Source organism: Pseudomonas paralactis, assembly GCF_001439735.1.
GTDB lineage: Bacteria > Pseudomonadota > Gammaproteobacteria > Pseudomonadales > Pseudomonadaceae > Aquipseudomonas > Aquipseudomonas paralactis.
Genome location: NZ_JYLN01000019.1, coordinates 22,960 through 49,780, shown reverse-complemented (window position 1 = coordinate 49,780; position 26,821 = coordinate 22,960). Strand labels below are relative to the sequence as shown.

The window sequence follows — 26,821 nt, the reverse complement described above, 5'->3', positions numbered from 1 at the left end:
TTGGCCAGAAGCTGTTTGGAGCTTCCTCGGATAGGCCTGATACATAGATGCAACCGGGTACCAATGTTTGAAAAGCGGGTTGAAAGTGGGGGCGAGTCCATACATAGGAGCGAGCTTGCTCGCGAAAGTCGTCAACGATAATGCAGCGTTTCTGATTTAACGCGGCGCCCTCCGGTTTTTCGCGAGCAAGCTCGCTCCTACAGGGATACAAACAAAAAACCCGGCCACCTGGGCCGGGTTTGAAAGAGTCTGGGCACTTCAGCCTTGCCGGGCAGGTTTGACCAGCCACTGTTCCAGCTCGCTGCAGGCTTGCTGAATCATCTCTTCGGTAATCTGCACTTCCTCGCCCTTTACATTGATATACGAGCAAGGCAACTGCTGCGGCTGGCGGATCACTTCAATTTTGGCGTCGCTGCTGTTTTGCAAGGTCATGGCCTGTCTCCTCATCAGGTTGTGTACCTACTTTAAACCCCCCGCATGAACGCGCTGTTACAACTCCTTGCACGGTCATCGGTTCGAACACCCAGTCCACCAGAAACCGGTACATATTTCCAGATGAGTCTTAGACCGATAGCCTCTAGCGGCCAGTATCGGCGGGCATAATTAACCTGACTCATTGTTATTTGCGCAAGTTCCCCCAATGTTGAAGTACAGACTCCTCATTGGTGGTGCCTTCCATGCTCTCAACCCGTCAACGCCGTGCGATCCGCCTGGCCAGCCGCTTTATTGCGCCCTACCGCTGGCAGGCCCTGGGCGCCTTGCTGGCGCTGATCGTCACCGCCGGCATCACCTTGTCCATGGGGCAGGGCATACGCCTTCTGGTCGACCAGGGGTTCATGACCCAGTCGCCGCACTTGCTCAACCAGTCCATTGCGTTGTTCATGGTGCTGGTGCTGGGGCTGGCCGTGGGTACGTTCACGCGGTTTTACCTGGTGTCGTGGATTGGCGAGCGCGTGGTGGCCGATATTCGTCGGCAAGTGTTCAGCCACCTGATCTACCTGCACCCAGGCTTCTACGAGAACAACCGCAGCTCGGAGATCCAGTCGCGGCTGACCACCGACACCACCTTGCTGCAATCGGTGATCGGCTCGTCGCTGTCGTTGTTCCTGCGTAACGCTCTGATGGTCATTGGCGGCATCGTGCTGCTGTTCATCACCAACCCCAAGCTCACCAGCATCGTGGTGGTGGCGCTGCCGCTGGTGCTGGCGCCGATCCTGATCTTCGGGCGCCGGGTGCGCAGCCTGTCGCGCTTGAGCCAGGATCGCATTGCCGACGTCGGCAGCTATGTCGCCGAGACCCTGGGCCAGATCAAAACGGTGCAGGCCTACAACCATCAGGCACAGGACGAACAGCGTTTCGCCGTCACCGTGGAAGACGCGTTCACCACTGCACGCAAACGCATCCTGCAACGCTCCTGGCTGATTACCCTGGTGATCATGCTGGTGCTCGGCGCCGTAGGCGTGATGCTATGGGTCGGCGGCATGGATGTGATCAGCGGGCGCATTTCCGGCGGTGAGCTGGCGGCGTTTGTGTTCTATAGCCTGATAGTCGGTAGTGCGGTCGGCACGCTGAGCGAAGTGCTCGGCGAGCTGCAGCGTGCCGCCGGGGCGGCCGAGCGTATCGGTGAACTGTTGCAGTCGAGCAACGACATCCAGGCGCCGGCCAGTGGTGGCGTGCGCTTGCCGCAGCGGGTCAGTGGGCATATGGAACTGCAAGACCTGCGGTTTTCCTACCCCTCGCGGCCGGACAGCTACGCCATCGACGGCTTGAACCTGACCATCCATCCCGGCGAAACCCTGGCACTGGTAGGGCCATCCGGCGCGGGCAAATCGACGCTGTTCGACCTGTTGCTGCGCTTCTACGACCCTCAGCAAGGCCGCATCCTGCTCGAAGGCCAACCGTTGACCGAGCTTGATCCCCAGGACCTGCGTCGCCATTTCGCGCTGGTATCCCAGAGCCCGGCGTTGTTCTTTGGCAGCGTCGAGGACAACATCCGCTACGGCAACCCGTGCGCGACCACCGCCCAGGTCGAAGCCGCTGCGCGCATCGCCCACGCCCACGATTTCATCCTGCAAATGCCCGACGGCTACCAGACCCACCTCGGGGAAAGTGGTCTGGGCCTCTCCGGCGGCCAGCGCCAACGCCTGGCCATCGCCCGCGCCTTGTTGGTGGACGCGCCGATTCTGCTGCTGGACGAAGCCACCAGCGCCCTCGACGCGCAGAGTGAGCACCTGATCCAGCAGGCGCTGCCGCAATTGATGCAAGGGCGAACCACGCTGGTGATCGCCCACCGCCTGGCGACCGTGAAGAATGCCGATCGAATAGCCGTGATGGATCAGGGCAAGCTGGTGGCAGTGGGCACGCACCAGCAGTTGATTGCGAGCAACCCGCTGTATGCGCGGTTGGCGGCGTTACAGTTCAGTGCAGACCCACATTAGAAGCAGGTTCAGAGCCTTATTGGTCGTCGAAGTAACGCTCATGCCAATCCACCAAAGGCTGCGGTGAATTGAGCTTCTGCCCGTAGATCACCGAATAAGACAGCACGTTCTGCACATACTGGCGGGTTTCGTCGAACGGAATGCTTTCAACCCATACGTCGAAACTCAGGTGGTCTGCGCCGCGCAGCCATTGGCGCACGCGGCCTGGGCCGGCGTTGTAGGCGGCGGAGGCGAGCACGCGGTTGCCATTGAACTGGCTGTGCACCTGGCTCAGGTAGGCGGCGCCGAGCTGGATGTTTTTATCCGGGTCCAGCACCTGGGCCGGGGAGGCCAGAGGGATGCTGAATTTGCGTGCGGTTTCCTTGGCGGTGCCGGGCATCAGTTGCATCAGGCCGCTGGCGCCCACGCCGGAACGTGCGTCGTCCATAAATGCGCTTTCTTGACGCGTGATGGCAAATACCCAGCTCGAATGCAGGCCGCGCACCTTGGCTTCGCGCACCAGGGTGTCGCGATGCGCCATCGGGAAACGGATGTCCAGGTCGTCCCAATACTGCGCCTGGCTGATGGTACGGATCGCCGGGAAGTACCACTTCATGTCGTAGGCCAACTTGGCCTGGGCGACCATCTCGTCACGGTTGAAGTGGCGGCTGACGTGGTACCACTCGCGGCGACCATCCACGATCTGGCCACGGGCGTAGAACTCCAGGGCACGGCGCACCCCCGGGGTATTGCGGACCTTGTTGACCAACGCCTGGCTCATCACCAGCGGCTTGTTGTTCAACTGGTAAGGGGATTTGGAACGGTCAGCGGCGAGGAAACCGTAGAAGTCCCGCTCCTTGGCCACGTTTTTGTACAGCATCAGGGCTTGCGGGTTTTTCGGTTCGGCCAGCTCCAGGCTGCGCGCCTGCCAGTAGCGCCAGCGGTTGGTGGTCGCCAGGTCTTGTGGGAGCTTGCGGGTCAATTGGTAGGCATCTTCCCAGCGTGCCAGGCGTAACAGCAGGCGCAGGCGCCATTCAGACACGGTGTTGTCGCGCAGTTCCGGGTCGTACTTGGTCATCACTTCCAGCGCGCGCGGGTCGAAGCGCTTGGCCAGGGTCAGGCCAATTTCGCGGGCGATCGACACTTTTTCGTCACGGGAGAAGTGCATGCTGCTGGCATAACCGTCGAGCAGGGCCATGGCCTTGTCCGGGTCCTGACGGGCCAGGCGACGCAGGCCCAGCCCGACGGCGTCAGACATCGCCTCGGTGGCTGGCTGGAAGCGTGACGGATCGCTGAGCATGTCCGGCTTTTGTGCCACATCCACCATCAAACGGCCTTGGGCGCCAAGGGTTGGCAGGGTTTTCACCAGGCTGTTGGCCAGCGCGTAATTGCGGGCTTCGGCTGCGAGCTTGGTGCGGTCCCAGATCTTCTTTTCAGTTAGTTGGCCGGCAGCGGCCCATTGGCCGAACGTGGCGTCACACGCGGCGGGCTGGGATTTGCCGGTCATCCACAACTTTTCGGCGGTCTTGTAGCCTTCAGCCTTTAGATTGTGGCTGAGCTGGTACTGGCCATGCAGGCAGTCCAGCTCGACGAAATTGAGTTTGGTGTCGTAGTACTTTTCAAAGGTCTGCCAATCGCCACGTTCGGCCAGCCAGCGCAGCCAACGCAGTTTCATCCAGTTGGCCTGGGGCAGGTCGCCGTGTTTGGCGAGGAACTGTTCGATTTCCTCGTTGCTCGCGGTTTTCAGGCGTGCGGTCAGCTCGTCATACGCCAGGTAGGGCGTGAGCGGGTAGTCGGCCAGAGCCTGGCTGTATTGCATGTAGGGGCCGCTGTCGCCCTTGGCCAGGGCGCGTTTGGCTTGATCGTAATACTGACGTTGGGTGGTGAGGTCCACCGCCTGGGCGGTTTGAACGGCAGTGGCGGAAAGAAGCAGACAAGATAAAAAGTTGAAAAGGCGACTGCGCATGAGACGTCCGTGCAGAGAAATCACGACTAGCACCGGCACTGCCGACACTGATTGCCCCTAGCTTAGCCTTTTGCCATCGGCCCGCGAAAGCTTTGCTGGCTGGTTCGTTCAAGTTCGCCGGAAATGTCCTACAGAACGTGTCAATAGAGAAAATGCCGACCGCATCCCACCCTCAAGTCAGGTAGAATGCGCGCCCAGTTTTTGGAGAAGCGTATGACCCTGCTCAAATTCAGCGATGTGTCCCTTGCTTTCGGCGCCATGCCGTTGTTGGACAAGGTGTCCTGGCAGATCGCCCGTGGTGAGCGGGTGTGCATCATCGGCCGCAACGGCACCGGCAAATCCAGCATGATGAAGCTGGTAAAAGGCGACCAGAAGCCCGATGACGGCTCTGTGTGGCGTGCTCCGGGCCTCAAGATCGGCGAATTGCCCCAGGAATTGCCGGTGGCCGACGGACGGACAGTGTTCGACGTGGTTGCTGAAGGCCTGGATGGCGTTGGCGAGTTGCTCGCGCAATACCATCACCTGGCGCAGAACTGCGTCACCGAGGAAGACCTGGACAAGCTGATGCACGTCCAGCAAGACCTCGAAGCCCGCGACGGCTGGCGCTTGCAGCAGCTGGTGGACAGCACTCTGAGCCGCCTGCAACTGCCGGCCGACAAGACCCTCGCCGAATTGTCCGGCGGCTGGCGTCGTCGTGTACTGCTGGCCCAGGCGCTGGTGTCCGAGCCGGACCTGCTGCTGCTCGACGAACCGACCAACCACCTGGACATCGGCGCCATCGCCTGGCTTGAAGAAGCCATCAAGGACTTCCAGGGCGCCGTGCTGTTTATCACGCACGACCGTGCATTCCTGCAAAGCCTGGCCACGCGCATCCTTGAGCTGGACCGTGGCGGCCTGATCGACTGGAACGGCGACTACGCCAGCTTCCTGGTACACAAGGAAGCCGCTCTGGCGGCCGAAGAAACCGCCAACGCACTGTTCGACAAGAAGCTGGCCCAGGAAGAAGTCTGGATCCGCCAGGGCATCAAGGCCCGCCGCACCCGTAACGAAGGCCGCGTGCGTGCTTTGAAAGCCTTGCGCGTCGAGCGCAGTGAGCGCCGCGAGCGTACCGGCAAGGCCAATATCCAGCTGGACACCGCCGACAAGTCGGGCAAGCAAGTGATGGTGCTGGAGAACGTGAGCTTCCATCACCCGGACGGCCCGTTCCTGATCAAGGACTTTTCCATGGTCCTGCAGCGCGGCGACCGTATCGGCCTGCTGGGCGCCAACGGCACCGGCAAGACCACCTTGCTCAAGCTGATGCTCAGCGGTCTGCAACCGACCAGCGGCAAGGTGGAAGAGGGTACGCGCATCGACGTGGCCTACTTTGACCAGTTGCGTCACCAGTTGGACCTGGAAAAGACCGTGATCGACAACGTCGCCGAAGGTCGCGACTTTATCGACATCGACGGCCAGAGCCGCCACGTACTCAGCTACCTGGGTGACTTCCTGTTCAGCCCGCAACGCGCACGTACGCCGGTCAAGGCGCTGTCGGGTGGTGAGCGTGCGCGCCTGCTGCTGGCCAAGCTGTTCAGCAAGCCGGCCAACCTGCTGGTGCTCGATGAACCGACCAACGACCTCGATGTGGAAACCCTTGAGTTGCTCGAAGAAGTGCTGCTGACGTTCAACGGCACCGTGCTGATGGTCAGCCACGACCGGGCATTCCTCGACAACGTGGTCACCAGCACCCTGGTCTTCGAAGGTGAAGGCAAGGTGCGTGAATACGTGGGTGGTTACCAGGACTGGCTGCGCCAGGGTGGTTCCCCGCGTCTGCTGGGCGTGACCGAGAGCAAGTCCGGCAAGGCCGACCTGACTTCGGCGGTGGTGACTCCCGTGCAAGAGGCTGCACCGGTTCAGGAGGCTGCACCAGCGGCCAAGAAGAAACTCAGCTACAAGCTCCAGCGTGAACTTGAAGCGTTGCCGGGTGATATCGACGCCAAGGAACAGCAGATCGCTGCGGTCGAAGCAGAAATGGCTGACGCCGGTTTCTACCTGCGCCCTGCGGCAGAAACCGCCAAGGTTATCGCCTCCCTGGAGACGTTGAACCAGGAGCTGGAAGCGTTGGTTGAGCGTTGGGCCGAGTTGGATGCCTGACTGATCGACCCGCAATAAAAAGCCCGGCGCTCTTCTATGAGCGCCGGGCTTTTTAATATGAAATGCGATTCAACTGTGGGAACTGGCTTGCCTGCGATAGCGGTGTATCAGCCACTTGACGCATCAACTGACAGGCTGCTATCGCAGGCAAGCCAGCTCCCACATTAGACCTTCATCGGTCTTACGAACTCTTTACCAGTTTGACGGCCAGTACATCGCACGGCGCGCCGTGCAATACATCATTGGCGGTCGAGCCCAGCAACAACGCCAAACCGTGACGACCATGGCTACCCACCACGATCAAGTCGCAAGCCTTTTCCTTGGCCAAGTGGTGGATTTCCTGACGCGGTTGGCCGTATGTCAGGTGGCAGTCTTCCTTTTTCAGGTGCGGGTATTTGAGAATCAAACGGTCAAGGCGCTCCTTGGCCTGGTCGAATTGTTGTTGCTGCAGTTGGGAAAGGTCCATCGGCACGTCACCACCAAAGGCCATGGCCATGGGCTCGACGATGTGCACCAGCGACAGTATGGCGCCATTGGCCAATGCAGATTCCTGTGCGCGCTTGATCACTGGATCGCACTCTTCGGTCAGGTCGACAGCGACCAGAATATGTTCGTAGGGCATGAGGCGTTCCTCCAGGGGGGGCTGCAATAAGTTCAGTATGGCTGCTTTCAAGCGGATGGGGTTGCCGCAGATCAAATCCGCTCATCTAGAAATTCGGGAGTACACATATGACGGTCTGGATAGTGGTGTCAATCCTTGCGGTGGTTTTAAGCCCCCTGGTATGGCTGCGCCCGTCGCGCCAGCAGAGTGGGCGCATGGCCCTGCGCATGGAGGCACGCCGCATTGGGTTGGCCATGCAACTGGCGCCCCAGGAATGGCCGCACTGGCTCAAACAGCCGCCGCCGAGCCCGTGCGCGCAGTATTGCCGACCACGACGCGGCACCACGCCGGCGCTCTGGTGCTACTGGCAGTTGGAGCCTGGGGTGTGGGTCAATCAGTGGCGCGAATTGTGTGTGGACGAGAAGTTGTTGCCGCATTTTGCAACGCTACCGGCCAACGTCTACAAGGTCGAAGCGGACAAGCAGATGATCGCCTTGTATTGGGGCGAGAAGGGCGACACGAGCGTGCTCAAAGACATCGATACGCTGCTCAAGGCCCTGGCCTGACCCAAACCTTGTAGGAGCGAGCTTGCTCGCGAAAATCGCCAACGATAACGCGGCTAATCAGGTGACACGCGGCGTTCTCCAGGTCTTCGCGAGCAAGCTCGCTCCTACAGAAAAGCCGGGCAATAAAAAGCCCGACTTCATCATCGGGCTGGAGGTGGCCAGGCAGGCCGGTAAAGTTTTCACATTGTCGCCAGCCTAGACGTGTATTCCCTTCTGTACAGCCTTTTTCCATATCTTTTCTATTATTGATCCTGTGAATATTTAAATATTGACGGGTTGCCCGCCTGTGGCCCGGGTTCTGAAATGACTGGAAAGTCGCGTTTTACCTAGCCTTTGGAGCGATTGACAATTGCCCGGAATTGGATGAAGGTGGCGTACCCAAATCAAACGGGCGTATGAATTGAGCGTTTGTCCTACAGGCAGCTCAGACATAACCCCGACTATCGCACTGGCGGGTGTGCCTGGCGGATGGGTTTGAGCATTGATGCGATTGTCAGTGTCAAACCAGAGGCCAGCGTCCGGTGTGTACTGTTCAGCTTCCATATCGTGGAGATCAGTTGATGATTTACGAAGGTAAAGCCATCACGGTTAAGGCTCTTGAAAGTGGCATCGTCGAATTGAAATTCGACCTCAAGGGTGAGTCCGTCAACAAGTTCAATCGTCTAACCCTGAACGAACTGCGTCAGGCCGTAGACACCATCAAAGCAGATGCTTCGGTCAAGGGCGTGATCGTCTCCAGCGGCAAGGACGTGTTTATCGTCGGCGCTGACATCACCGAATTCGTCGACAACTTCAAGCTGCCCGATGCCGAGCTGGTGGCTGGCAACCTCGAAGCCAACAAGATCTTCAGCGATTTCGAAGACCTCAACGTGCCGACCGTTGCCGCGATCAATGGCATTGCGTTGGGCGGTGGCCTGGAAATGTGCCTGGCTGCGGATTTCCGCGTCATGTCCGCGACCGCCAAGATCGGCCTGCCGGAAGTCAAACTGGGCATCTACCCAGGCTTTGGCGGTACCGTGCGCCTGCCGCGCCTGATCGGTGCCGACAACGCGATCGAATGGATCGCCGCCGGTAAGGAAAACAAGGCCGAAGACGCACTGAAAGTCGGTGCCGTCGACGCGGTAGTGGCTCCGGACAAACTGGCCGAAGCCGCGCTGAACCTGATCAAGGGCGCCATCAGCGGCGAATTTGATTACAAGGCCAAGCGTCAGCCGAAGCTGGAAAAACTCAAGCTCAACGCCATCGAACAGATGATGTCGTTCGAAACCGCCAAAGGTTTCGTGGCAGGCCAGGCCGGCCCGAACTACCCGGCGCCGGTTGAAGCGATCAAGACCATCCAGAAGGCCGCGAACTTCGGTCGCGACAAGGCCCTGGAAGTGGAAGCGGCTGGCTTCGTCAAACTGGCGAAAACCTCGGCGGCCCAGAGCCTGATCGGCCTGTTCCTGAACGATCAGGAACTGAAGAAAAAGGCCAAGGCCTACGACGAAATTGCCAAGGACGTGAAACAGGCCGCCGTACTCGGCGCCGGTATCATGGGCGGCGGTATCGCCTATCAGTCGGCGTCCAAAGGCACGCCGATCCTGATGAAAGACATCAACGAGCACGGTATCGAACAGGGCCTGGCCGAAGCCGCCAAGCTGCTGGTGGGCCGCGTTGATAAAGGTCGCATGACCGCTGCAAAAATGGCTGAAGTGCTCAACGGCATTCGTCCTACGCTGTCCTACGGCGATTTCGGCCACGTCGACCTGGTGGTCGAAGCGGTTGTCGAGAACCCGAAGGTCAAGCAGGCGGTACTGGCTGAAGTGGAAGCCCAGGTCAAAGACGACACCATCCTGGCCTCCAACACTTCGACCATTTCCATCTCGCTGTTGGCCAAGGCCCTCAAGCGTCCGGAAAACTTTGTCGGCATGCACTTCTTCAACCCGGTGCACATGATGCCGCTGGTGGAAGTGATCCGTGGCGAGAAGTCCAGCGAGCTGGCCGTTGCCACCACCGTTGCCTACGCCAAGAAAATGGGCAAGAACCCGATCGTAGTCAACGATTGCCCGGGCTTCTTGGTCAACCGCGTGCTGTTCCCGTACTTTGGCGGTTTCGCCAAGCTGGTCAGCGCCGGTGTGGATTTTGTGCGCATCGACAAGGTCATGGAGAAGTTCGGCTGGCCCATGGGCCCGGCGTACCTGATGGACGTGGTCGGTATCGACACCGGCCACCACGGTCGCGACGTTATGGCTGAAGGCTTCCCGGACCGCATGAAAGACGACCGCCGCTCGGCGATCGACGCGCTGTACGAGGCCAAGCGCCTGGGCCAGAAGAACGGCAAGGGCTTCTACGCCTACGAGGCCGACAAGAAGGGCAAGCAGAAGAAGGTCGCCGATCCGTCGGTGCACGAAGTGCTCGCTCCGGTCATCTACGAACAGCGTGAGGTGTCGGACGAGGACATCATCAACTGGATGATGATCGCCCTGTGCCTGGAAACCGTGCGTTGCCTGGAAGACGGCATCGTTGAAACCGCCGCCGAAGCCGATATGGGCCTGGTGTACGGTATTGGTTTCCCTCCATTCCGTGGTGGCGCGTTGCGTTACATCGATTCGATCGGTGTGGCCGAGTTCGTTGCCCTGGCTGACAAATACGCTGATTTGGGCCCGCTGTACCACCCGACCGCGAAGCTGCGTGAAATGGCCAAGAATGGCCAGAGCTTCTTCGGTTAAGCGCCCAATCGACTAGAGCGAGAATATTTATGAGCTTGAATCCAAGAGACGTCGTGATTGTCGACTTCGGTCGTACGCCGATGGGCCGCTCCAAGGGCGGCATGCACCGCAACACCCGCGCCGAAGACATGTCGGCGCACCTGATCAGCAAGCTGCTGGAACGCAACGTCAAGGTTGATCCCAACGAAGTCGAAGACGTGATCTGGGGCTGCGTCAACCAGACTCTGGAGCAGGGCTGGAACATCGCGCGCATGGCGTCGTTGATGACCCAGATCCCGCACACTGCGGCCGGCCAGACCGTCAGCCGCCTGTGCGGCTCGTCGATGAGCGCGCTGCACACCGCTGCACAAGCGATCATGACCGGCAACGGTGATGTGTTCGTGGTCGGCGGTGTGGAGCACATGGGCCACGTCAGCATGATGCACGGTGTCGATCCCAACCCGCACATGTCGCTGTACGCGGCGAAAGCTTCGGGCATGATGGGCCTGACCGCGGAAATGCTCGGCAAAATGCACGGCATCACCCGTGAAGCCCAGGACGCGTTCGGCCTGCGTTCCCACCAACTCGCCCACAAGGCGACCGTGGAAGGCAAGTTCAAGGATGAGATCATCCCGATGAACGGCTACGACGAGAACGGTTTCCTGAAACTGTTCGACTACGACGAAACCATCCGTCCGGACACCACCCTGGAAAGCCTGGCGGCCCTCAAGCCGGCCTTCAATCCAAAGGGCGGCACCGTGACAGCCGGTACGTCGTCGCAGATCACCGATGGTGCTTCGTGCATGATCGTGATGTCGGCGCAGCGTGCCCAGGACCTGGGTATCCAGCCGCTGGCCGTGATCCGTTCGATGGCGGTAGCGGGTGTGGACCCGGCGATCATGGGCTATGGTCCAGTACCGGCCACACAAAAAGCCTTGAAGCGCGCAGGCCTTTCCATCTCCGATATCGACTTCTTCGAGCTCAACGAAGCTTTCGCCGCACAGGCCCTGCCAGTGCTGAAAGATTTGAAAGTACTCGACAAGATGAACGAGAAGGTTAACCTGCACGGCGGTGCGATTGCCCTGGGCCACCCATTCGGTTGCTCCGGTGCACGTATCTCCGGTACTTTGCTTAACGTGATGAAGCAAAATGGCGGCAACCTTGGGGTTGCTACCATGTGCATTGGTCTCGGCCAAGGCATCTCCACCGTCTTCGAACGCGTCTAAACGTTCGGTTGACGGAAGCCGGGGCCCAGTGCCCCGGTTTTTGTTTTTTGGAACTTTTAAATATTTTTTTTCAACAAATTTTGTACGAGGGCCAGAGCATGAAAGTCGAACCCGGGCTCTACCAGCATTACAAGGGGCCGCAGTACCGTGTTTTCAGCGTGGCGCGCCACTCTGAAACCGAAGAAGAAGTGGTGTTTTACCAAGCGCTGTATGGCGAATACGGTTTTTGGGTGCGCCCCTTGAGCATGTTCCTGGAGACCGTCGAAGTTGACGGCGAGCAGGTCCCGCGCTTTGCTTTGGTCACGGCCGAACCCAGTCTTTTTACAGGGCAATAACGGCAGGTCACGCAGAATGCTGCGCTTGACCTCATCCGGTTGCCACTATATATAGCGTTGCCGCGTCAGGCGCCAACTGCCTTTCACTTCTCGAATTCAGGAATTTTCCGATCCATGGGCAAATCGCTGGTCATTGTGGAATCCCCGGCTAAGGCCAAGACCATCAACAAGTACTTGGGCAACGAGTACGTGGTGAAGTCGAGTATCGGCCATATCCGAGACCTGCCCACCAGCGGTTCGGCTAGCGCCAGCAAGGAGCCTGCCGCCAAGCGCGGCAAGGCGGCCGCAGGCGAAGGTCCGGTGCTCACCCCTAAAGAGAAAGCGCGCAAGCAGCTGGTCTCACGTATGGGTGTGGACCCGGACCATGGCTGGAAGGCCAAGTACGAAATCCTTCCGGGCAAGGAAAAGGTCATCGAAGAGCTGCGCCGGCTCGCCAAAGATGCCGACACCATCTATCTCGCGACGGACTTGGACCGCGAAGGGGAAGCCATTGCCTGGCACCTGCGCGAAGCCATCGGCGGTGATGACAGCCGCTACAAGCGCGTGGTGTTCAACGAAATCACCAAGAAAGCCATCCAGGAAGCGTTCTCCAAGCCAGGCGAGCTGGACATCGACCGTGTCAATGCTCAGCAGGCCCGTCGCTTCCTCGATCGCGTGGTGGGCTACATGGTCTCGCCACTGCTGTGGGCGAAGATTGCCCGTGGCCTGTCCGCCGGCCGTGTGCAATCGGTTGCGGTGAAGCTGGTGGTTGAGCGTGAGCGTGAGATTCGCGCATTCATCCCCGAAGAGTATTGGGAAGTCCACGCTGACCTGGGTACCGCCAAGGGCGCCAACGTGCGCTTTGAAGTGGCCCGCGAGAAAGGCGAGGCCTTCAAGCCGCTGAACGAAGCCCAGGCCATGGCCGCGCTGGAAAAGCTCAAGGCTTCCAGCTACAGCATCGTCAAGCGTGAAGACAAACCGACCAGCAGCAAGCCGTCGGCGCCGTTTATCACCTCCACCCTGCAACAGGCCGCGAGCAACCGCCTGGGCTTCGGGGTGAAGAAGACCATGATGATGGCCCAGCGTCTGTATGAAGCGGGCTACATCACGTATATGCGTACGGACTCCACCAACCTGTCGCAAGACGCGGTGGCCATGGCGCGCACCTATATTGAAAGCGAATTCGGGAAGACCTACCTGCCGGAGAAGCCGAACGTCTACAGCAGCAAGGAAGGCGCACAAGAGGCTCACGAAGCGATTCGCCCTTCCGACGCCAACACCACGCCTGCCAAGCTGAGCGGCATGGAGCGCGACGCTGAGCGCCTCTACGAGCTGATCTGGCGCCAGTTCCTGGCTTGCCAGATGTTGCCGGCGCAATATCTGTCCACTACCGTCAGCGTGGGCGCGGGCGACTTCGAGCTGCGTGCCAAGGGCCGTATCCTCAAGTTTGACGGCTACACCCGTGTGATGCCGCAGATCGCCAAGCCTGGCGATGATGACGTGCTGCCGGACATGGCCCAGGGCGACACGTTGAAGCTGATCAAGCTCGACCCGTCCCAACACTTCACCAAGCCGCCGGCGCGTTATTCCGAAGCCAGCCTGGTGAAAGAGATGGAGAAGCGCGGTATCGGTCGTCCGTCGACCTACGCGGCGATCATCTCCACCATCCAGGACCGTGGCTACGTTGCGTTGCACAACCGTCGTTTCTATTCGGAAAAGATGGGCGACATCGTGACCGAGCGTCTGTCCGAGAGCTTCTCCAACCTGATGGACTACGGCTTCACCGCCGGCATGGAAGAGAACCTCGATGACGTGGCCCAGGGCGAGCGCGACTGGAAAAACGTGCTGGATGAGTTCTACGGCGACTTCAAGAAAAAACTCGAAGTGGCCGAGAACCCTGAAAACGGTATGCGCGCCAACCAGCCGGTGATGACGGATATTCCGTGCACCACCTGCGGTCGACCGATGCAGATTCGTACCGCCTCCACTGGCGTGTTCCTCGGTTGCTCGGGCTACAGCCTGCCGCCCAAAGAGCGCTGCAAGGCGACCGTCAACCTGGTGCCGGGCGATGAAATCGCGGCTGACGACGAGGGTGAATCCGAGTCGCTGGTACTGCGTGGCAAGCACCGTTGCCCAATCTGCAGCACGGCGATGGACGCTTACCTGCTGGACGAGAAGCACAAGCTGCACATCTGCGGTAACAACCCCGATTGCAACGGCTACGAGATCGAAGAGGGCACTTACCGTATCAAAGGCTATGAAGGTCCTAGCCTGGAATGCGACAAGTGCGGCAGCGAGATGCAGCTCAAGACCGGCCGTTTCGGCAAGTTCTTCGGCTGCACCAACCCGACCTGCAAGAACACCCGCAAACTGCTCAAGAGCGGTGACGCGGCGCCGCCGAAGATGGACCCGGTGAAGATGCCGGAGCTCAAGTGCGAGAAGGTCAACGACACCTACATCCTGCGTGATGGTGCTTCGGGGTTGTTCCTGGCTGCCAGCCAGTTCCCGAAAAACCGCGAGACTCGTGCGCCGCTGGTGATGGAGATCGTGCCGCACAAGGACGAGATCGATCCGAAGTACCACTTCCTGTGTGAAGCGCCGAAGAAGGACCCGGATGGTCGCCCAGCCGTGATCCGCTACAGCCGCAAGACCAAGGAGCAGTACGTGCAGACCGAAGTGGACGGCAAGCCTACCGGCTGGAAAGCGTTCTACGACGGTGGCAAGTGGAAGGTCGAGGACAAGCGCCAGGGCGCTTGATCCACCGAATGTGCTGAAGATCCAAATGTGGGAGGGGGCTTGCCCCCGATGAGGGAGTGTCAGTTGATACATCTGTAACTGACCCACCGCCATCGGGAGCAAGCCCCCTCCCACATTTGCACTTGCAGTACATTCGGCTGATCCGTGACACTGTTCAGCCAGCATCACGCCTATTCGTTGTGGAGATTGCCGTCATGGCCAACGAACTCTATACCCGTACCAATCAGAAAATTTACTTCGCGGGTTTATCCCTGGAGGCCCTTGGCCGTGCCGAGGAAGGGAAAGAGATGAATGCCATCGCGCTGGTGCAGGCGGGGCGCGAAGCGGCCTTATTCCATCTCTATGGTGCGTTGCTGGGGCTGTGTCATGAAATCGCCGGGTTTTACCGCCTGCCTCAGGCCGGTGCGCCGCGCGCAGAAATGATCATGAATCGTGAAGTGCTCGATTCGATGGCGATCCCTGAGTTGGCCGAACTGGTGGAAATGGCCCAGAGCCCTGACAGTTGGGTGGCGCGGCTGCTCAAGGCTCATGCCGATATGTTCCACCCGCCCCGTATTCCCCATGTGCCCAAGGGCGATGTCACCCAGCCGCTGATCGTTGCCGTGGCCTTAGAGCAGGATGAGCCCAAGCCGTTGAGCCGCGAAGAGTTGGAAGGCTGGCGCCAGGAGTTGAAGAAGATGGCGCTGCGCTTTCGTGAAGGGCTCAACGAGTGCTGAAGTATAAATGAGGGCGGGCTGGCTGCGCAGCGACGCTGAACCTGTGGCGAGGGAGCTAGCTCCCGCGACGGCCGTACGGCCGACGCTTATCTATCTGACGCCCTAGGATCCAAATGTGGGAGCTGGCTTGCCTGCGATGGCGGCCTGCCAGCCGACGCTTATCTATCTGACGCCCTAGGATCCAAATGTGGGAGCTGGCTTGCCTGCGATGACGGCCTGCCAGCCGACGCTTATCTATCTGACGCCCTAGGATCCAAATGTGGGAGCTGGCTTGCCTGCGATGACGGCCTGCCAGCCGACACCTATCTACCTGATTCCCTGCGATCAAACTGTGGGAGCTGGCTTGCCTGCGATTACGGCCTGTCAGCCGACACCTATCCACCTGATTCCCTGCGATCAAACTGTGGGAGCTGGCTTGCCTGCTGCGATGGCGGCCTGACAGGCGACCCTGTTATACCGTGTACATATCCATTCCTGCGGTAACGGCCACTTATGGGCCGCCGCCCTGCCGGGTCACCCACGAATTCAAGCCTGCGTTCGGCCAGCGTGGTTTAACGGGGCGCCTGAGATCAAAAGCAGATCAAGAGCGGCTCGCTTCGCATCGTGGTTACCGTTGGCTGCTTCAGCCTGCAGTTGTACAGGTACTTATGCTGCGATAGCGCTGGGTCAGTTTGCTGGTTATTCGCTGATACTCCGCCATCGCAGGCAAGCCAGCTCCCACACAGAGAAGCGTATTCCCTAGGGCGCCATTCATCACACTGTAAACAAACCTGTCCATATCCCCTGCGAGGCTGGGTGGATGACTGATATAATCCCAGGCCTTTCGTGGAGAACAGACTTTTATGCCAACGTCCTTTCTGGAAATTGTTGAACTGCCTGACGGCCGAATCGAACTGCGCCGGGCTGAGGACGAAGGTTCTCTGGTTATTCTGGATTTTTCCGAAGACGCCAAGGTGTTCCTGCAGGGCCAGCACGTGGAAGTGGCTAAAGCCATGTTGAGCGTGGGCGTGCAGATGGCAGGTCGCCTGGCTGAGGGCGAACCGGAGAAGGACGACGGCCCGCGGGTGCTTCACTGAGTCTTGTGCAGAAGGGGCTTCCAGGCCCAATCACTGCAAGCCAAGCTGTAGTTTTATCCCAAACGAATATTCAAACTCTGAGCTTCGCCCGTACGTGCGGCACTGATCAGTTGCTGCTTGGCGCTCGCATTCAACGGATTCAACCAGCTCACCACTGTATGGCTGCGGCCTAGACGCAAGGCTTCACAGGTCAACTGCTGGGCACTCTGCGCTCCCCGTGGCTGCAACAGCAGGATGCGCTCGCGGTTGAGGCCGGCATCCCGCAGCCAGGCCTGGGTAAGGCTGGCGGGCGGGGCGATCAGCGTCAGCCAGCGGGCGTCCTGATCTTCGCTCAATTCGCGCAGGATAGGCGCCAGCAGGTTCAGGCAGCTCTCAGCCGCACCGCGCAACGACAATTCACTGAACGCCTCAGGTTCACCGCCCCAGGGGGCTTCGACCGTTTCCTTGAGGATGGGCGCAAGGGGTTGGGCCATAAAGGCCTCGAACAGCGACAGTTGTGTGTGTTGTGGGGTGTGCACGAGCTGCATGATGCCTCCTTTAGCGGCGAATGACGCCGACACTCAAGCCTTCGATCACCAGGTCCTGATCTTTCAGGTTGACTTCAATCGGTGCGAACTCGGGGTTCTCGGCCAGCAGCCAGACCTTGCTGCCTTCACGCTTGAAGCGTTTGACCGTAACCTCATCGCCGATTCGGGCGACGACGATCTGGCCATTGCGGGCTTCACGAGTGGTGTGCACCGCCAGCAGATCGCCGTCGAAGATGCCCACGTCCTTCATGCTCATGCCGTGCACACGCAACAGATAGTCGGCGCGAGGATGGAAGAACGTCGGGTTGATGTTGCAGGATTCCTCGACGTGCTGCTGCGCCAGGATCGGCGCACCGGCGGCGACGCGGCCGATGATCGGCAGTGTCGATTCGTCGGCCTTGGCTTCAAAGCCAGGGATGCGGATACCGCGTGAAGCCCCTGGCGTCATCTCGATCGCGCCTTTGCGAGCGAGAGCCTTGAGGTGTTCTTCGGCGGCATTCGGGGACTTGAACCCCAATTCCAGGGCAATCTCCGCGCGGGTAGGCGGGTAGCCGTTGTCATCAAGGCAGCGCTTGATGAAGGCCAGAATCTCGGCTTGGCGTGGCGTCAGTTTTAGCATGTTGATCGCTCTGTCTTTTTATACAGTGACTGGGATTATATACAGTGAACTGCGCTTGGCAATCACCCATTTGCGCGACTCCGCTGGACGGTCATGCGGCGCCCTTCCTACAACGTAGATAGGGCGTTGCCTACACGGCAGAAGGGATGTGATTAAATAGGGATGAAAAGAGTGACTGCCTGGCCGCAAAGCGAACCCGCAGGCTTGACAAGACACACTCTGAAACGTATGTTTCAAACAAGTGTTTGTCAGGCGGAGTAGCCATGGCCCAGTCGGAAACCGTTGAACGCATTCTCGATGCTGCCGAGCAATTGTTCGCGGAAAAAGGATTTGCTGAAACTTCATTGCGGCTGATCACCAGCAAGGCTGGGGTCAACCTCGCTGCTGTGAACTATCATTTCGGCTCGAAAAAAGCCCTGATTCAGGCGGTGTTTTCCCGCTTCCTGGGGCCATTCTGTGCCAGTCTCGACCGTGAATTGGAGCGCCGCCAGGCCAAGGCCGATCACAAGCCGAGCCTTGAAGAGCTGCTGGAAATTCTGGTTGAGCAGGCGCTGGTGGTGCAGCCACGCAGCGGCAATGACCTGTCTATCTTCATGCGCCTGCTGGGCCTGGCGTTCAGCCAGAGCCAGGGACACCTGCGCCGTTACCTGGAAGACATGTACGGCAAAGTGTTTCGTCGCTATATGTTACTGGTCAATGAAGCGGCCCCACGTATTCCGCCTATCGAATTGTTCTGGCGTGTGCATTTCATGCTCGGCGCGGCGGCGTTCAGCATGTCCGGGATCAAGGCGTTGCGGGCGATAGCCGAGACCGATTTTGGCGTGAACACCTCGATCGAACAGGTGATGCGCTTGATGGTGCCGTTCCTCGCCGCCGGTATGCGCGCCGAGACCGGCGTCACCGACTCGACCATGGCCGCCGCTCAACTGCGCCCCCGCAGCAAAACCGCACCGGTCGCCGCCAAGGTTTGACCGTCCCGGGTGTGCGTGGCCGCTTGCATCCGCTAAGCTAGCCGCCATGCCGATTTCAGCTATTTACTCACAACCCGTCGTGCTGACCGTGTCAGGTCAGCGCGACGGGTTGTGTGCGTTATTTAAGGAAGGTTTATGACTGCTGCCCTGCAAGGTTCTTTGATGGTCGACGTTGCCGGTACCTGGCTGACGGCCGAGGATCGTCACCTGTTGCGCCAACCGGAAGTGGGCGGCCTGATTATTTTTGCGCGCAATATCGAGCACCCACGCCAGGTTCGCGAGCTGAGTGCGGCGATCCGTGCGGTGCGCCCCGACCTGCTGCTGGCGGTCGACCAGGAAGGCGGCCGCGTACAGCGCCTGCGCCAGGGCTTCGTGCGCCTGCCGGCCATGCGCGCATTGGCCGATAACCCCAATGCCGAATACCTGGCTGAACAGTGCGGCTGGATCATGGCCACCGAAGTCCTGGCCGTGGGCCTTGACCTGAGTTTTGCCCCGGTGCTGGACCTGGATTACCAGCGCAGCGCCGTGGTCGGCACCCGTTCCTTCGAAGGCGACCCCGAACGCGCCGCCATACTGGCCGGTGCCTTTATCCGCGGCATGAACAGCGCCGGCATGGCCGCCACCGGCAAGCATTTCCCGGGTCACGGTTGGGCCGAGGCTGATTCCCATGTCGCGATTCCCAATGACGAGCGCAGCCTGGAACAGATTCGCGCCAATGATCTGGTGCCTTTCGCACGCTTGAGCAAGCAACTGGCCGCAGTAATGCCTGCGCATGTGATCTACCCGCAGGTCGACAGCCAGCCCGCCGGCTTCTCGCGCCGCTGGTTACAGGACATTCTGCGCGGTGAATTGCAGTTCGACGGGGTGATCTTCAGCGATGACCTGTCCATGGCCGGCGCCCATGTGGTCGGCGATGCGGCCAGTCGGATCGAGGCGGCGCTGACCGCGGGCTGTGACATGGGGCTGGTGTGCAATGACCGTGCGGCTGCCGAGCTGGCGCTCACCGCCGCGCAGCGAATGAAGGTCACACCGTCGGCGCGGATTGCGCGTATGCGTGGGCAGGCGGTTGCGTCGACTGATTACAAACAGGATCCGCGTTGGCTGACAGCGCTTACTGCGTTGCGAGACGCGCAACTGATTGAATAAACGTCGCCCGTGCTGTTAAACAGGCTTGATGTAGGAAACGTCTTAATGTGGCTGTAGCGGTCTCTTACCCAATTGTAGGACTTGCCCTGCTTTAAATCCCATTGCTGACCGCTGTAGAGTTCTGCTCCATGAATGACCTGATTGCACGTATCGTCGAGTTGGATTGGCAGGACTACTTTGACCCTCGTTCGCTGGAGCGTGGGTTTGAATATGTTGGCGAGAATCGCCTTGAGATAAAAGAGTTCGGGCATGACCGGCTGATTGCACAGTGCAAAGGGTCTGGCCGTAATGTCTATAGTCTGGTGATTACCCTGGAGGGTGCGTCATCTCGTCGGACGGGCTTCAGCTGTGTGTGTTCCTGCCCGGTGGCAATCAATTGCAAGCACGCAGCCGCAACCTTGTTTACGTTGACCGGCCTGTATGACGAGCTGGACGAACCAAGAAAGCAGGAGGTTGACCGTCTGAGTCCGCAGCTCGAAAACTGGCTTGAGAATATCCCCAAGCCCGCCCCTGTGGATCAGGTACAACACAAGAACACCGGTACCTGTTTGCTGTACCAACTCGCCCCCGATCCTTATTCAATGCGCTGGTCACTGGAGGTCTATAGGGCGCGCGTGACGAAAAAAGGTGACTACAGCGATATCAAGCCACTGTATTCGATTGATGAGACATTGCGACGTGCTCCAGCCTATATGCATGAGCTGGATACACGCCTTGCTCGATTGCTGCTGCTGAGCCGGTCTTATGGTTCCTATAGCAACAGTTATCAACTGGCCGGCGAGCCAGGGGCTGAAATTCTTCAACTAGCGTTGAAAACCCAACGTCTGTTTTTTGAGCAGGGCACTGTGCTGGCGCTTAAGCCCGGCCCGGCCCGTGCCGCGCGTTTCGATTGGGCCATGATGCCCGATGGCAACCACATTCCCAGTTGGATCAGCGACGGGCGCGAGTTGGAGGAAGTGTTGCCTCTCAAACCGCTTCATTATCTTGACATGGATAACCTGTCAATCGGGGTGGTCGAGCACGGGCTGGATGAAAATCTGGCCATGCATCTTTGCGCCTTGCCGATGATTCCTGCTGATCAAGTCGCGTTATTCAGTCACCGCATCAGTGCGGCCTCCAGCGTGATTCCACCGCCGCGCAAGCTGACCGAGCGTGTGGTCGATACGTTGGAGCCTCAAGGATGCCTTACCTTGGGAAGCGACGAATCCTACGTGTACAGCCAGGTCGACTATCGGCGGATGCCTATCCTGGAACACCGCGCAGCCTTGGCTTTCCGTTACGACGCCAGCCTGGTCAGCGGTAAAGGCACTGAGGACATCCTGTTTCTCAACGGCACCGAAACCCAACATATCCAACGCAAGCCGGCGGCAGAAAAAGCCCTGCGCAAGACCCTCAAAAAAATCGGCTTCAAAACGGCCAATCGCAAAACCCGCGCGCTGCCTGTCAGTGCAGGAGAGATGTTCGATCTACCCAATGATGAAGCCTGGCTGGCGTTTGTTGAAAGCGAGCTGCCGGTTTTGCGTGAAGCAGGGTGGGACGTCATCATCCATCCGGGTTTTTATTACGATGTGGAGGCTGTTGACGGCTGGTACGCGGACATCGAAGAGTCGCCCGGTCACGAGTGGTTCGACCTTGAGCTGGGCATTGAGGTCAATGGCGAGCGTTACAGCCTGCTGCCCATCGTACTTGAATTGATGCGTCGTCAACCCAAGCTGCTTGACGCTGCCTACATGGCCGAGCGTGACGATGATGAGCGCGTGTTGGTGAGTTTGGGAGCCCGCACTCTTACCAAAGTTGCGCTGCCCTACGGTCGTATCAAACCCCTGATGGCGACCCTTGGCGAGCTCTACCTGCGTGCACCTGAAGGCGATGCACTGCGCCTCAGAGCGCCGGATGCGGCACGCCTCAGTAACCTGAATGCGCTGCCCCTGGTCTGGCAGGGCGGCGAGCGACTGCGTGATTTCGCCAAGCGTCTTAAAGATGCCATTCACGTCCATGTGCCTGCTCCTCAGGGCCTGAACGCGGAATTGCGTGGCTATCAGCTCGAAGGGCTGAACTGGATGCAAACCCTGCGCGAGCTGGGAGTCGGCGGCATTCTGGGTGACGACATGGGGCTTGGCAAAACCCTGCAGGCGCTCGCCCATCTACTCTGCGAAAAGCAGTCTGGCCGTTTACAGGCACCTGCACTGGCGGTAATGCCCACCAGCTTGATCCCGAACTGGACCGACGAAGCTGCACGCTTCACACCGCAGCTCAAAGTCCTCGCGCTGCACGGTGCGCAGCGTCAGGCCGACTTCACGCGTTTGACCGATTACGACCTGGTGCTCACCACCTATGCACTGTTGCCGCGGGATCTTGAAGTTCTGCAGCCTCAGCGCTGGAGCGTACTGATCCTTGATGAAGCGCAAAATATCAAGAACCCCAACAGCAAGGCGGCCCAGGCTGCTCGTCAGTTGGAGGCTGATCAGCGTTTATGCTTGAGCGGTACGCCTTTGGAAAACCACCTTGGCGAGCTGTGGTCGCTGTTTCATTTCCTGTTGCCGGGCTGGCTGGGCGATAGCAAGACCTTTAATCGTGATTACCGAACCCCCATCGAGAAGCACGGTAATGCGCAGCGTATGCAGCACCTCGGCGCGCGTATAAAACCGTTCCTGTTACGCCGTAAAAAGGAGCACGTCGCGACGGAGTTACCGCCCAAATCCGAAATTGTGCACTGGGTCGAGCTAAGCGATGCACAGCGGGATGTGTACGAAACGGTGCGCGTAGCGATGGACAAAAAGGTGCGCGACGAAATCAGCCGGCATGGCGTGGCCCGTAGCCAAATCATCATTCTTGAAGCCCTGCTAAAACTGCGGCAGGTGTGCTGTGACTTGCGCTTGGTCAAGTCGGCACCGATGACCAAGGCTGCCAAGTCAGGCACCGGCAAGCTGGGCAGCTTGATGGAAATGCTGGAAGAGTTACTTAGCGAGGGGCGGCGGATTTTGCTCTTCTCGCAGTTCACCTCAATGCTGGCGTTGATTGAAGAAGAGCTCAAGCAGCGTGGGGTTGAGTATTCGATCCTGACGGGAGACACCCTGGACCGACGTACGCCAGTCAAAAATTTCCAGGACGGCAAGACACCGTTATTCCTGGTCAGCCTGAAAGCGGGCGGTACGGGCTTGAACCTGACGGCGGCCGATACGGTGATTCACTACGACCCCTGGTGGAACCCAGCGGTAGAAAACCAGGCCACCGACCGGGCTTATCGGATTGGCCAGGATAAACCGGTGTTTGTGTACAAGATGATTGCTCGCGGGACGGTCGAGGAGAAGATTCAGGCGTTGCAGTTGGAAAAGGCGGCCTTGGCTGATGGTGTGTTGGAAGGGGGCGCCAGTGCCGGTTGGAAGCTGGAGCAGCGGGATATTGAGGCGCTGTTTGCGCCTTTGCCTGGCTGAGGACCGCGTCGCGCCCATCGCAGGCAAGCCAGCTCCCACATTTTGATGTGTGAATACATTCAAGTGTGGGAGAAAACCAGGCCACCGACCGGGCTTATCGGATTGGCCAGGATAAACCGGTGTTTGTGTACAAGATGATTGCTCGCGGGACGGTCGAGGAGAAGATTCAAGCGTTGCAGTTGGAGAAGGCGGCATTGGCCGATGGGGTGCTGGAAGGTGGCGCCGGTGCGGGTTGGAAGTTGGAGGAACGGGATATCGAGGCGCTGTTTGCGCCTTTGCCTGGCTGAGGACCGCGTCGCGCCCATCGCAGGCAAGCCAGCTCCCACATTTTGATGTGTGAATACATTCAAGTGTGGGAGCTGGCTTGCCTGCGATAGCGATCTAACAGTCAGCGCTTCTCTTGCTTATTAGGCAGTGGTGCGAAGAGCGCCTCGATATCCTCATTACCCAACTGCCAATCCCCCGTGGTCCGCCCATCCAGCACACCCGCCGCCAAGTCGGATTTTTCCTTTTGCAGGTGCTGGATTTTTTCCTCCACCGTGCCGCGGGCAATCATCTTGTACACGAACACCGGCTTTTCCTGCCCGATGCGGTACGCACGGTCGGTGGCCTGGTTTTCCGTGGCCGGGTTCCACCAGGGGTCGTAGTGAATCACCGTGTCCGCTTCGGTCAGGTTCAAGCCTACGCCGCCTGCCTTCAAGCTGATCAGAAAGATCTGCAACTTGCCGCTCTGGAAATCCTTTACCGGTGTGCGCCGGTCGCGGGTCTGGCCGGTCAATAGTGCGTAGGCAATCCCGCGTTTTTTCAGTTCGGCTTCGATCAGGCTCAGCATCGAGGTGAACTGTGAGAACAGCAGAATCCTGCGGCCTTCGGCAAACAGCTCGTCGAGCATGTCCATCAGGCTGTCGAGCTTGCCCGAGCTGCTGCCACGGGCGGGCAGTGTGGCGTCGTTGACCAGGCGCAGGTCGCAGCACACCTGACGCAGTTTGAGCAGGGCTTCGAGGATGATGATCTGGCTGCGGGCCACGCCCTTGCGGGTGATCTCGTCGCGGACCTTTTTATCCATGGCCAGGCGCATGGTTTCGTACACGTCCCGCTGGGCCTCGTTGAGGTCGACCCAGTGGATAATTTCGGTCTTGGGTGGCAGTTCGGTTGCCACTTGTTCCTTGGTGCGGCGCAGCAGGAACGGTTTGATCCGACCGTTAAGGTGCTGCAAGCGCACGTCACTGGCGCGTTTTTCAATCGGCACGCGGTAATCACGGTTGAAGCTCTTCACGTCGCCCAGCCAGCCCGGCAACAGGAAATGGAACAGCGACCACAGCTCGCCCAAATGGTTTTCCAATGGCGTGCCGCTCAGGCACAGGCGCTGGCGGGCATTCAGCTCGCGCGCGGCCTGGGCGGCCTTGCTGGAAGGGTTCTTGATGTATTGCGCTTCATCCAGAATCAATACATGCAAGGGCAGGGCGGCGAGGGTGTCGATGTCTTTGGGCAGCAGGGCGTAGGTGGTCAACAGCAGGTCGTAGTCGTGCAGGTTGGCGAAGTGTTTCTTGCGCCCTGCGCCGTACAGCGCCTGCACCCGCAGTTGCGGAGTGAAGTGCGCGGCTTCATCGAGCCAGTTCGGGATCAGGCTGGTGGGCATCACTACCATGCAGGGTCGATCAAGGCGCCCGGCGATTTTTTCGGTAAGAATATGCGCCAGGGTTTGCAGGGTTTTACCCAGGCCCATGTCGTCCGCGAGAATCCCGCCCACTTCCAACTGGCGCAATGACTGCATCCAGCTCAAGCCTTCCAGTTGGTAGGGGCGTAAGGTCGCGTTCAGGCCTTCGGGCGCTACGCAGGTGAAGTCCTTGATATCCCGCAGGCGCTGGGCAAAGTTGCGAATCTTATCGCCGCCTTCCCATTGCAATGGCAGGTCTTCCAGCGGGTTGAGCCGAATCGCGTCGGCCTTGGCCAGGCGCAACGTCGTGGTGCCGGTTTCCTGCAGGTAAAACTCGCCGAGGGTCGCCAGCACCGGCTTCAAGCGCCCGTAGGGCAGCGCCACTTGCAGCGGGCCGTGGCCATTGGGCAACCCGGGAATATTCACCAGGATCAGTTCATCATCGCGGCGCCTTGCGAGTTTTTCCGGGTTGAGGATCTCGGTGTGCGAGCGCATCAGGTTCAACAGGATCGGCAGCAGGCTCAGGCGTTCGCCATTGACGATGATGCCCAGCTCCAGGTCGAACCAGTCACGCTCGGGCGCTTCATCGACGCTGGCGTACCAGTCGTCCACCGGGCTCAGGTCGAAACCGAAGTCTTCATCGATTTGCAGCTCCCAGCCCTCGGCCCGCAGCGTGGGCGATGAGTTGAGCGTGAAGTTCAGCCAGGCGCTGTCATTGACCATCTCAAACAGCTCGCCGGCGCTTTCAGGCAAGGCCTTGCTCTGGCGCGTAGCGATCTTGAACCCCAGCAGGCGCAATTGTTCGCGACAGGCTTGTTCCAGTTCGGGATGGCGCTTGATCCGCAGGCTCTGGGTTTCCTGGCGCACGATGATGTCGGCGTTCTTTTGCCCGCTGACGTAATTGCCCAGGTAGTTGAACGACAGCGCCGCACGGTGCTGGATATAGCGCTGCATCTTGCCGTTGCGCGGCTCGAACGCGCTGAACTCGACGCTGGCCAGCCACAGGCGCGGCACGGGCCGCACATCCTCCATGACCACTTGCGGCAGGACCACGCGGTTATCCAGCACGGCCTGGAGTTTTTCCAGCAGTTGCGCATCCTGAGCGGCGGCCGGGTAGGCCAGGGTTTCCTGGACCTTGAGCAGCACCGCCGCGATGTGTTTGCAGTTGGTGTGCACCGGGCAGGTACAGCGGCTGTCCACCAGGATCAACAGGCCCTTGGCCGACTCGCGCAACGAGATGGTTTGCCGATAGACATTGCCGCCCGAGCCTTCGCAACTGGCGGTGATGGTGCTGTCGCCGCACTCGACGATGCGCACGCGATTTTCCAGTGCGTAACGCCGCCCGCGCTCCAGGCTCTGCTCTTTGAAGCGATTGGCCCACGACGGGGCCAGGGGTTTGGTCAGAGGCGAAGTGAGGGGCATGGCGCTGGATCAGTCCTGCATGTCGGGCGGTGGTGCGCTGGGCGGCTTGGCGGTCAGCGAGGTGATCTTGATCAGCAGCGCCAAGTGGCCGCCGTCCAGGTAGTTAAGCTGGTTGTTCTTGGTGCGTACGTCTTTTTGGGCCAGGTGTTCACTGGCGATCACGCTGCCGTTGCCGTCGAACTGGTTGATCCAGAAGTCGGCATCAATGTCGGTGAAACGACCCAGTTGCAGGCTCAGCACGCCCTCGATAGGGAATTGGCCGAACTGCTCCTGGCCGTCGGTGATGGCGATCTTCACCGGTTGCTCGCCCAGGTTCTGTTCCCAGGCTTTATGCGCGAGCACGGTGTAGTTGGAGTCGGCGCGCAGCTTGTCGACGATGTTGCCCAGGCGCGGCGGGCTCAGTCGCTCGCCCAGGCGCTGGGCGCCGCCATCCCAGTTTTCCGGGGCGGCGCGGCTGTTGATCACCGGCTCCGCGTTCTGGCGCACCAGGATCATTTCCACCTGGTACGGGCTGTCGGCAAATGCCGACGGCGCAAGTACCACCAACAACAGGCTCAGAATGCGGAACAAGCGCATGGCGGCGTCC

The 26,821-nt window shown here is 59.6% G+C and carries 21 protein-coding genes; 14 read left to right on the top strand and 7 right to left on the bottom strand.

The window, feature by feature from the left end; translation table 11 throughout:
• Nucleotides 1–258: 258 nt before the first annotated feature.
• Nucleotides 259–432, bottom strand: a complete 174-nt coding sequence (locus TX23_RS28230; RefSeq protein ID WP_057704699.1) for a PA1571 family protein — start codon at nt 430–432, stop codon at nt 259–261.
• Nucleotides 433–668: 236 nt separating this feature from the next.
• Between TX23_RS28230 and TX23_RS26395 the strand changes: the two genes are divergently transcribed.
• The gene (locus tag TX23_RS26395) at nt 669–2,438 is read left to right on the top strand and encodes an ABC transporter transmembrane domain-containing protein (protein WP_167346955.1); all 1,770 of its coding nucleotides are present in this window, start codon (nt 669–671) and stop codon (nt 2,436–2,438) included.
• A 16-nt stretch (nt 2,439–2,454) separates the two neighbouring features.
• Here the strand turns inward: TX23_RS26395 and TX23_RS26390 are convergent, their stop codons facing one another.
• Nucleotides 2,455–4,383, bottom strand: a complete 1,929-nt coding sequence (locus tag TX23_RS26390) for a transglycosylase SLT domain-containing protein (protein ID WP_057704697.1) — start codon at nt 4,381–4,383, stop codon at nt 2,455–2,457.
• A gap of 213 nt (nt 4,384–4,596) precedes the next feature.
• Between TX23_RS26390 and TX23_RS26385 the strand changes: the two genes are divergently transcribed.
• The gene (locus TX23_RS26385; protein WP_057704696.1) at nt 4,597–6,516 is read left to right on the top strand and encodes an ATP-binding cassette domain-containing protein; all 1,920 of its coding nucleotides are present in this window, start codon (nt 4,597–4,599) and stop codon (nt 6,514–6,516) included.
• A gap of 181 nt (nt 6,517–6,697) precedes the next feature.
• Here the strand turns inward: TX23_RS26385 and TX23_RS26380 are convergent, their stop codons facing one another.
• On the bottom strand, nt 6,698–7,138 hold the full coding sequence (locus TX23_RS26380) for a universal stress protein (protein ID WP_057704695.1): 441 nt from the start codon (nt 7,136–7,138) through the stop codon (nt 6,698–6,700).
• A gap of 107 nt (nt 7,139–7,245) precedes the next feature.
• Between TX23_RS26380 and TX23_RS26375 the strand changes: the two genes are divergently transcribed.
• The 8 genes from TX23_RS26375 (at nt 7,246) to TX23_RS26345 (ending at nt 16,459) form a co-directional block, all read left to right on the top strand.
• The gene (locus tag TX23_RS26375) at nt 7,246–7,683 is read left to right on the top strand and encodes a hypothetical protein (RefSeq protein WP_057704694.1); all 438 of its coding nucleotides are present in this window, start codon (nt 7,246–7,248) and stop codon (nt 7,681–7,683) included.
• Nucleotides 7,684–7,705: 22 nt separating this feature from the next.
• The gene (locus tag TX23_RS28915) at nt 7,706–7,882 is read left to right on the top strand and encodes a hypothetical protein (RefSeq protein WP_157243958.1); all 177 of its coding nucleotides are present in this window, start codon (nt 7,706–7,708) and stop codon (nt 7,880–7,882) included.
• A 361-nt stretch (nt 7,883–8,243) separates the two neighbouring features.
• Nucleotides 8,244–10,391 (top strand): fatty acid oxidation complex subunit alpha FadB, encoded by a 2,148-nt coding sequence (gene fadB, locus TX23_RS26370; protein ID WP_005786151.1) that lies wholly within the window; start codon nt 8,244–8,246, stop codon nt 10,389–10,391.
• Between the two features lie 29 nt (nt 10,392–10,420).
• Nucleotides 10,421–11,596, top strand: coding sequence for an acetyl-CoA C-acyltransferase FadA (fadA, locus tag TX23_RS26365; RefSeq protein WP_005786153.1), 1,176 nt, complete (start codon nt 10,421–10,423; stop codon nt 11,594–11,596).
• Between the two features lie 98 nt (nt 11,597–11,694).
• Nucleotides 11,695–11,931: a DUF1653 domain-containing protein gene (locus TX23_RS26360; RefSeq protein ID WP_003189651.1), complete on the top strand. Its 237-nt coding sequence runs from the start codon at nt 11,695–11,697 to the stop codon at nt 11,929–11,931.
• A gap of 114 nt (nt 11,932–12,045) precedes the next feature.
• Nucleotides 12,046–14,667: a type I DNA topoisomerase gene (gene topA, locus TX23_RS26355; RefSeq protein ID WP_003189652.1), complete on the top strand. Its 2,622-nt coding sequence runs from the start codon at nt 12,046–12,048 to the stop codon at nt 14,665–14,667.
• Between the two features lie 194 nt (nt 14,668–14,861).
• Nucleotides 14,862–15,383, top strand: a complete 522-nt coding sequence (locus TX23_RS26350; RefSeq protein WP_057704693.1) for a DUF6586 family protein — start codon at nt 14,862–14,864, stop codon at nt 15,381–15,383.
• An 842-nt stretch (nt 15,384–16,225) separates the two neighbouring features.
• Entirely contained in the window at nt 16,226–16,459 is a 234-nt protein-coding gene (locus TX23_RS26345) for a hypothetical protein (RefSeq protein ID WP_005786160.1), read from the top strand.
• 53 nt (nt 16,460–16,512) lie between these two features.
• Here the strand turns inward: TX23_RS26345 and sulA are convergent, their stop codons facing one another.
• Together sulA and lexA are read right to left on the bottom strand one after the other, a co-directional pair.
• The gene (sulA, locus tag TX23_RS26340; protein ID WP_057704692.1) at nt 16,513–16,986 is read right to left on the bottom strand and encodes an SOS-induced cell division inhibitor SulA; all 474 of its coding nucleotides are present in this window, start codon (nt 16,984–16,986) and stop codon (nt 16,513–16,515) included.
• 10 nt (nt 16,987–16,996) lie between these two features.
• Complete coding sequence (gene lexA, locus TX23_RS26335) at nt 16,997–17,605, bottom strand: transcriptional repressor LexA (protein ID WP_003172575.1); 609 nt, start codon at nt 17,603–17,605, stop codon at nt 16,997–16,999.
• A 263-nt stretch (nt 17,606–17,868) separates the two neighbouring features.
• Between lexA and TX23_RS26330 the strand changes: the two genes are divergently transcribed.
• From TX23_RS26330 to TX23_RS28090, 4 genes are all read left to right on the top strand, one after another.
• Entirely contained in the window at nt 17,869–18,576 is a 708-nt protein-coding gene (locus tag TX23_RS26330; protein ID WP_005786171.1) for a TetR/AcrR family transcriptional regulator, read from the top strand.
• A gap of 135 nt (nt 18,577–18,711) precedes the next feature.
• Nucleotides 18,712–19,722 carry a beta-N-acetylhexosaminidase gene (gene nagZ, locus TX23_RS26325; protein WP_057704691.1) on the top strand — a complete coding sequence of 337 codons (1,011 nt, stop codon included), beginning with the start codon at nt 18,712–18,714 and terminating at the stop codon, nt 19,720–19,722.
• Between the two features lie 128 nt (nt 19,723–19,850).
• Nucleotides 19,851–23,156: a DEAD/DEAH box helicase gene (locus tag TX23_RS26320; protein ID WP_082629724.1), complete on the top strand. Its 3,306-nt coding sequence runs from the start codon at nt 19,851–19,853 to the stop codon at nt 23,154–23,156.
• A 119-nt stretch (nt 23,157–23,275) separates the two neighbouring features.
• Nucleotides 23,276–23,443 carry a hypothetical protein gene (locus TX23_RS28090; protein ID WP_407071396.1) on the top strand — a complete coding sequence of 56 codons (168 nt, stop codon included), beginning with the start codon at nt 23,276–23,278 and terminating at the stop codon, nt 23,441–23,443.
• 101 nt (nt 23,444–23,544) lie between these two features.
• Here the strand turns inward: TX23_RS28090 and TX23_RS26315 are convergent, their stop codons facing one another.
• Both TX23_RS26315 and TX23_RS26310 read right to left on the bottom strand, forming a co-directional pair.
• Nucleotides 23,545–26,235, bottom strand: a complete 2,691-nt coding sequence (locus TX23_RS26315) for a DEAD/DEAH box helicase (protein WP_057704690.1) — start codon at nt 26,233–26,235, stop codon at nt 23,545–23,547.
• Nucleotides 26,236–26,244: 9 nt separating this feature from the next.
• Nucleotides 26,245–26,811, bottom strand: coding sequence for a CsiV family protein (locus tag TX23_RS26310; protein ID WP_057704689.1), 567 nt, complete (start codon nt 26,809–26,811; stop codon nt 26,245–26,247).
• Nucleotides 26,812–26,821 lie beyond the last annotated feature (10 nt).

What these genes read in the sequence shown, in the direction of transcription:
- TX23_RS28230 (WP_057704699.1), bottom strand. Translation starts at nt 432, where the DNA reads ATGACCTTGCAAAACAGCAGCGACGCCAAAATTGAAGTGATCCGCCAG.
- TX23_RS26390 (WP_057704697.1), bottom strand. Translation starts at nt 4,383, where the DNA reads ATGCGCAGTCGCCTTTTCAACTTTTTATCTTGTCTGCTTCTTTCCGCC.
- TX23_RS26385 (WP_057704696.1), top strand. Translation starts at nt 4,597, where the DNA reads ATGACCCTGCTCAAATTCAGCGATGTGTCCCTTGCTTTCGGCGCCATG.
- TX23_RS26380 (WP_057704695.1), bottom strand. Translation starts at nt 7,138, where the DNA reads ATGCCCTACGAACATATTCTGGTCGCTGTCGACCTGACCGAAGAGTGC.
- TX23_RS26375 (WP_057704694.1), top strand. Translation starts at nt 7,246, where the DNA reads ATGACGGTCTGGATAGTGGTGTCAATCCTTGCGGTGGTTTTAAGCCCC.
- fadB (WP_005786151.1), top strand. Translation starts at nt 8,244, where the DNA reads ATGATTTACGAAGGTAAAGCCATCACGGTTAAGGCTCTTGAAAGTGGC.
- fadA (WP_005786153.1), top strand. Translation starts at nt 10,421, where the DNA reads ATGAGCTTGAATCCAAGAGACGTCGTGATTGTCGACTTCGGTCGTACG.
- TX23_RS26360 (WP_003189651.1), top strand. Translation starts at nt 11,695, where the DNA reads ATGAAAGTCGAACCCGGGCTCTACCAGCATTACAAGGGGCCGCAGTAC.
- topA (WP_003189652.1), top strand. Translation starts at nt 12,046, where the DNA reads ATGGGCAAATCGCTGGTCATTGTGGAATCCCCGGCTAAGGCCAAGACC.
- TX23_RS26350 (WP_057704693.1), top strand. Translation starts at nt 14,862, where the DNA reads ATGGCCAACGAACTCTATACCCGTACCAATCAGAAAATTTACTTCGCG.
- TX23_RS26345 (WP_005786160.1), top strand. Translation starts at nt 16,226, where the DNA reads ATGCCAACGTCCTTTCTGGAAATTGTTGAACTGCCTGACGGCCGAATC.
- sulA (WP_057704692.1), bottom strand. Translation starts at nt 16,986, where the DNA reads ATGCAGCTCGTGCACACCCCACAACACACACAACTGTCGCTGTTCGAG.
- lexA (WP_003172575.1), bottom strand. Translation starts at nt 17,605, where the DNA reads ATGCTAAAACTGACGCCACGCCAAGCCGAGATTCTGGCCTTCATCAAG.
- TX23_RS26330 (WP_005786171.1), top strand. Translation starts at nt 17,869, where the DNA reads ATGGCCCAGTCGGAAACCGTTGAACGCATTCTCGATGCTGCCGAGCAA.
- nagZ (WP_057704691.1), top strand. Translation starts at nt 18,712, where the DNA reads ATGACTGCTGCCCTGCAAGGTTCTTTGATGGTCGACGTTGCCGGTACC.
- TX23_RS26320 (WP_082629724.1), top strand. Translation starts at nt 19,851, where the DNA reads ATGAATGACCTGATTGCACGTATCGTCGAGTTGGATTGGCAGGACTAC.
- TX23_RS26315 (WP_057704690.1), bottom strand. Translation starts at nt 26,235, where the DNA reads ATGCCCCTCACTTCGCCTCTGACCAAACCCCTGGCCCCGTCGTGGGCC.
- TX23_RS26310 (WP_057704689.1), bottom strand. Translation starts at nt 26,811, where the DNA reads ATGCGCTTGTTCCGCATTCTGAGCCTGTTGTTGGTGGTACTTGCGCCG.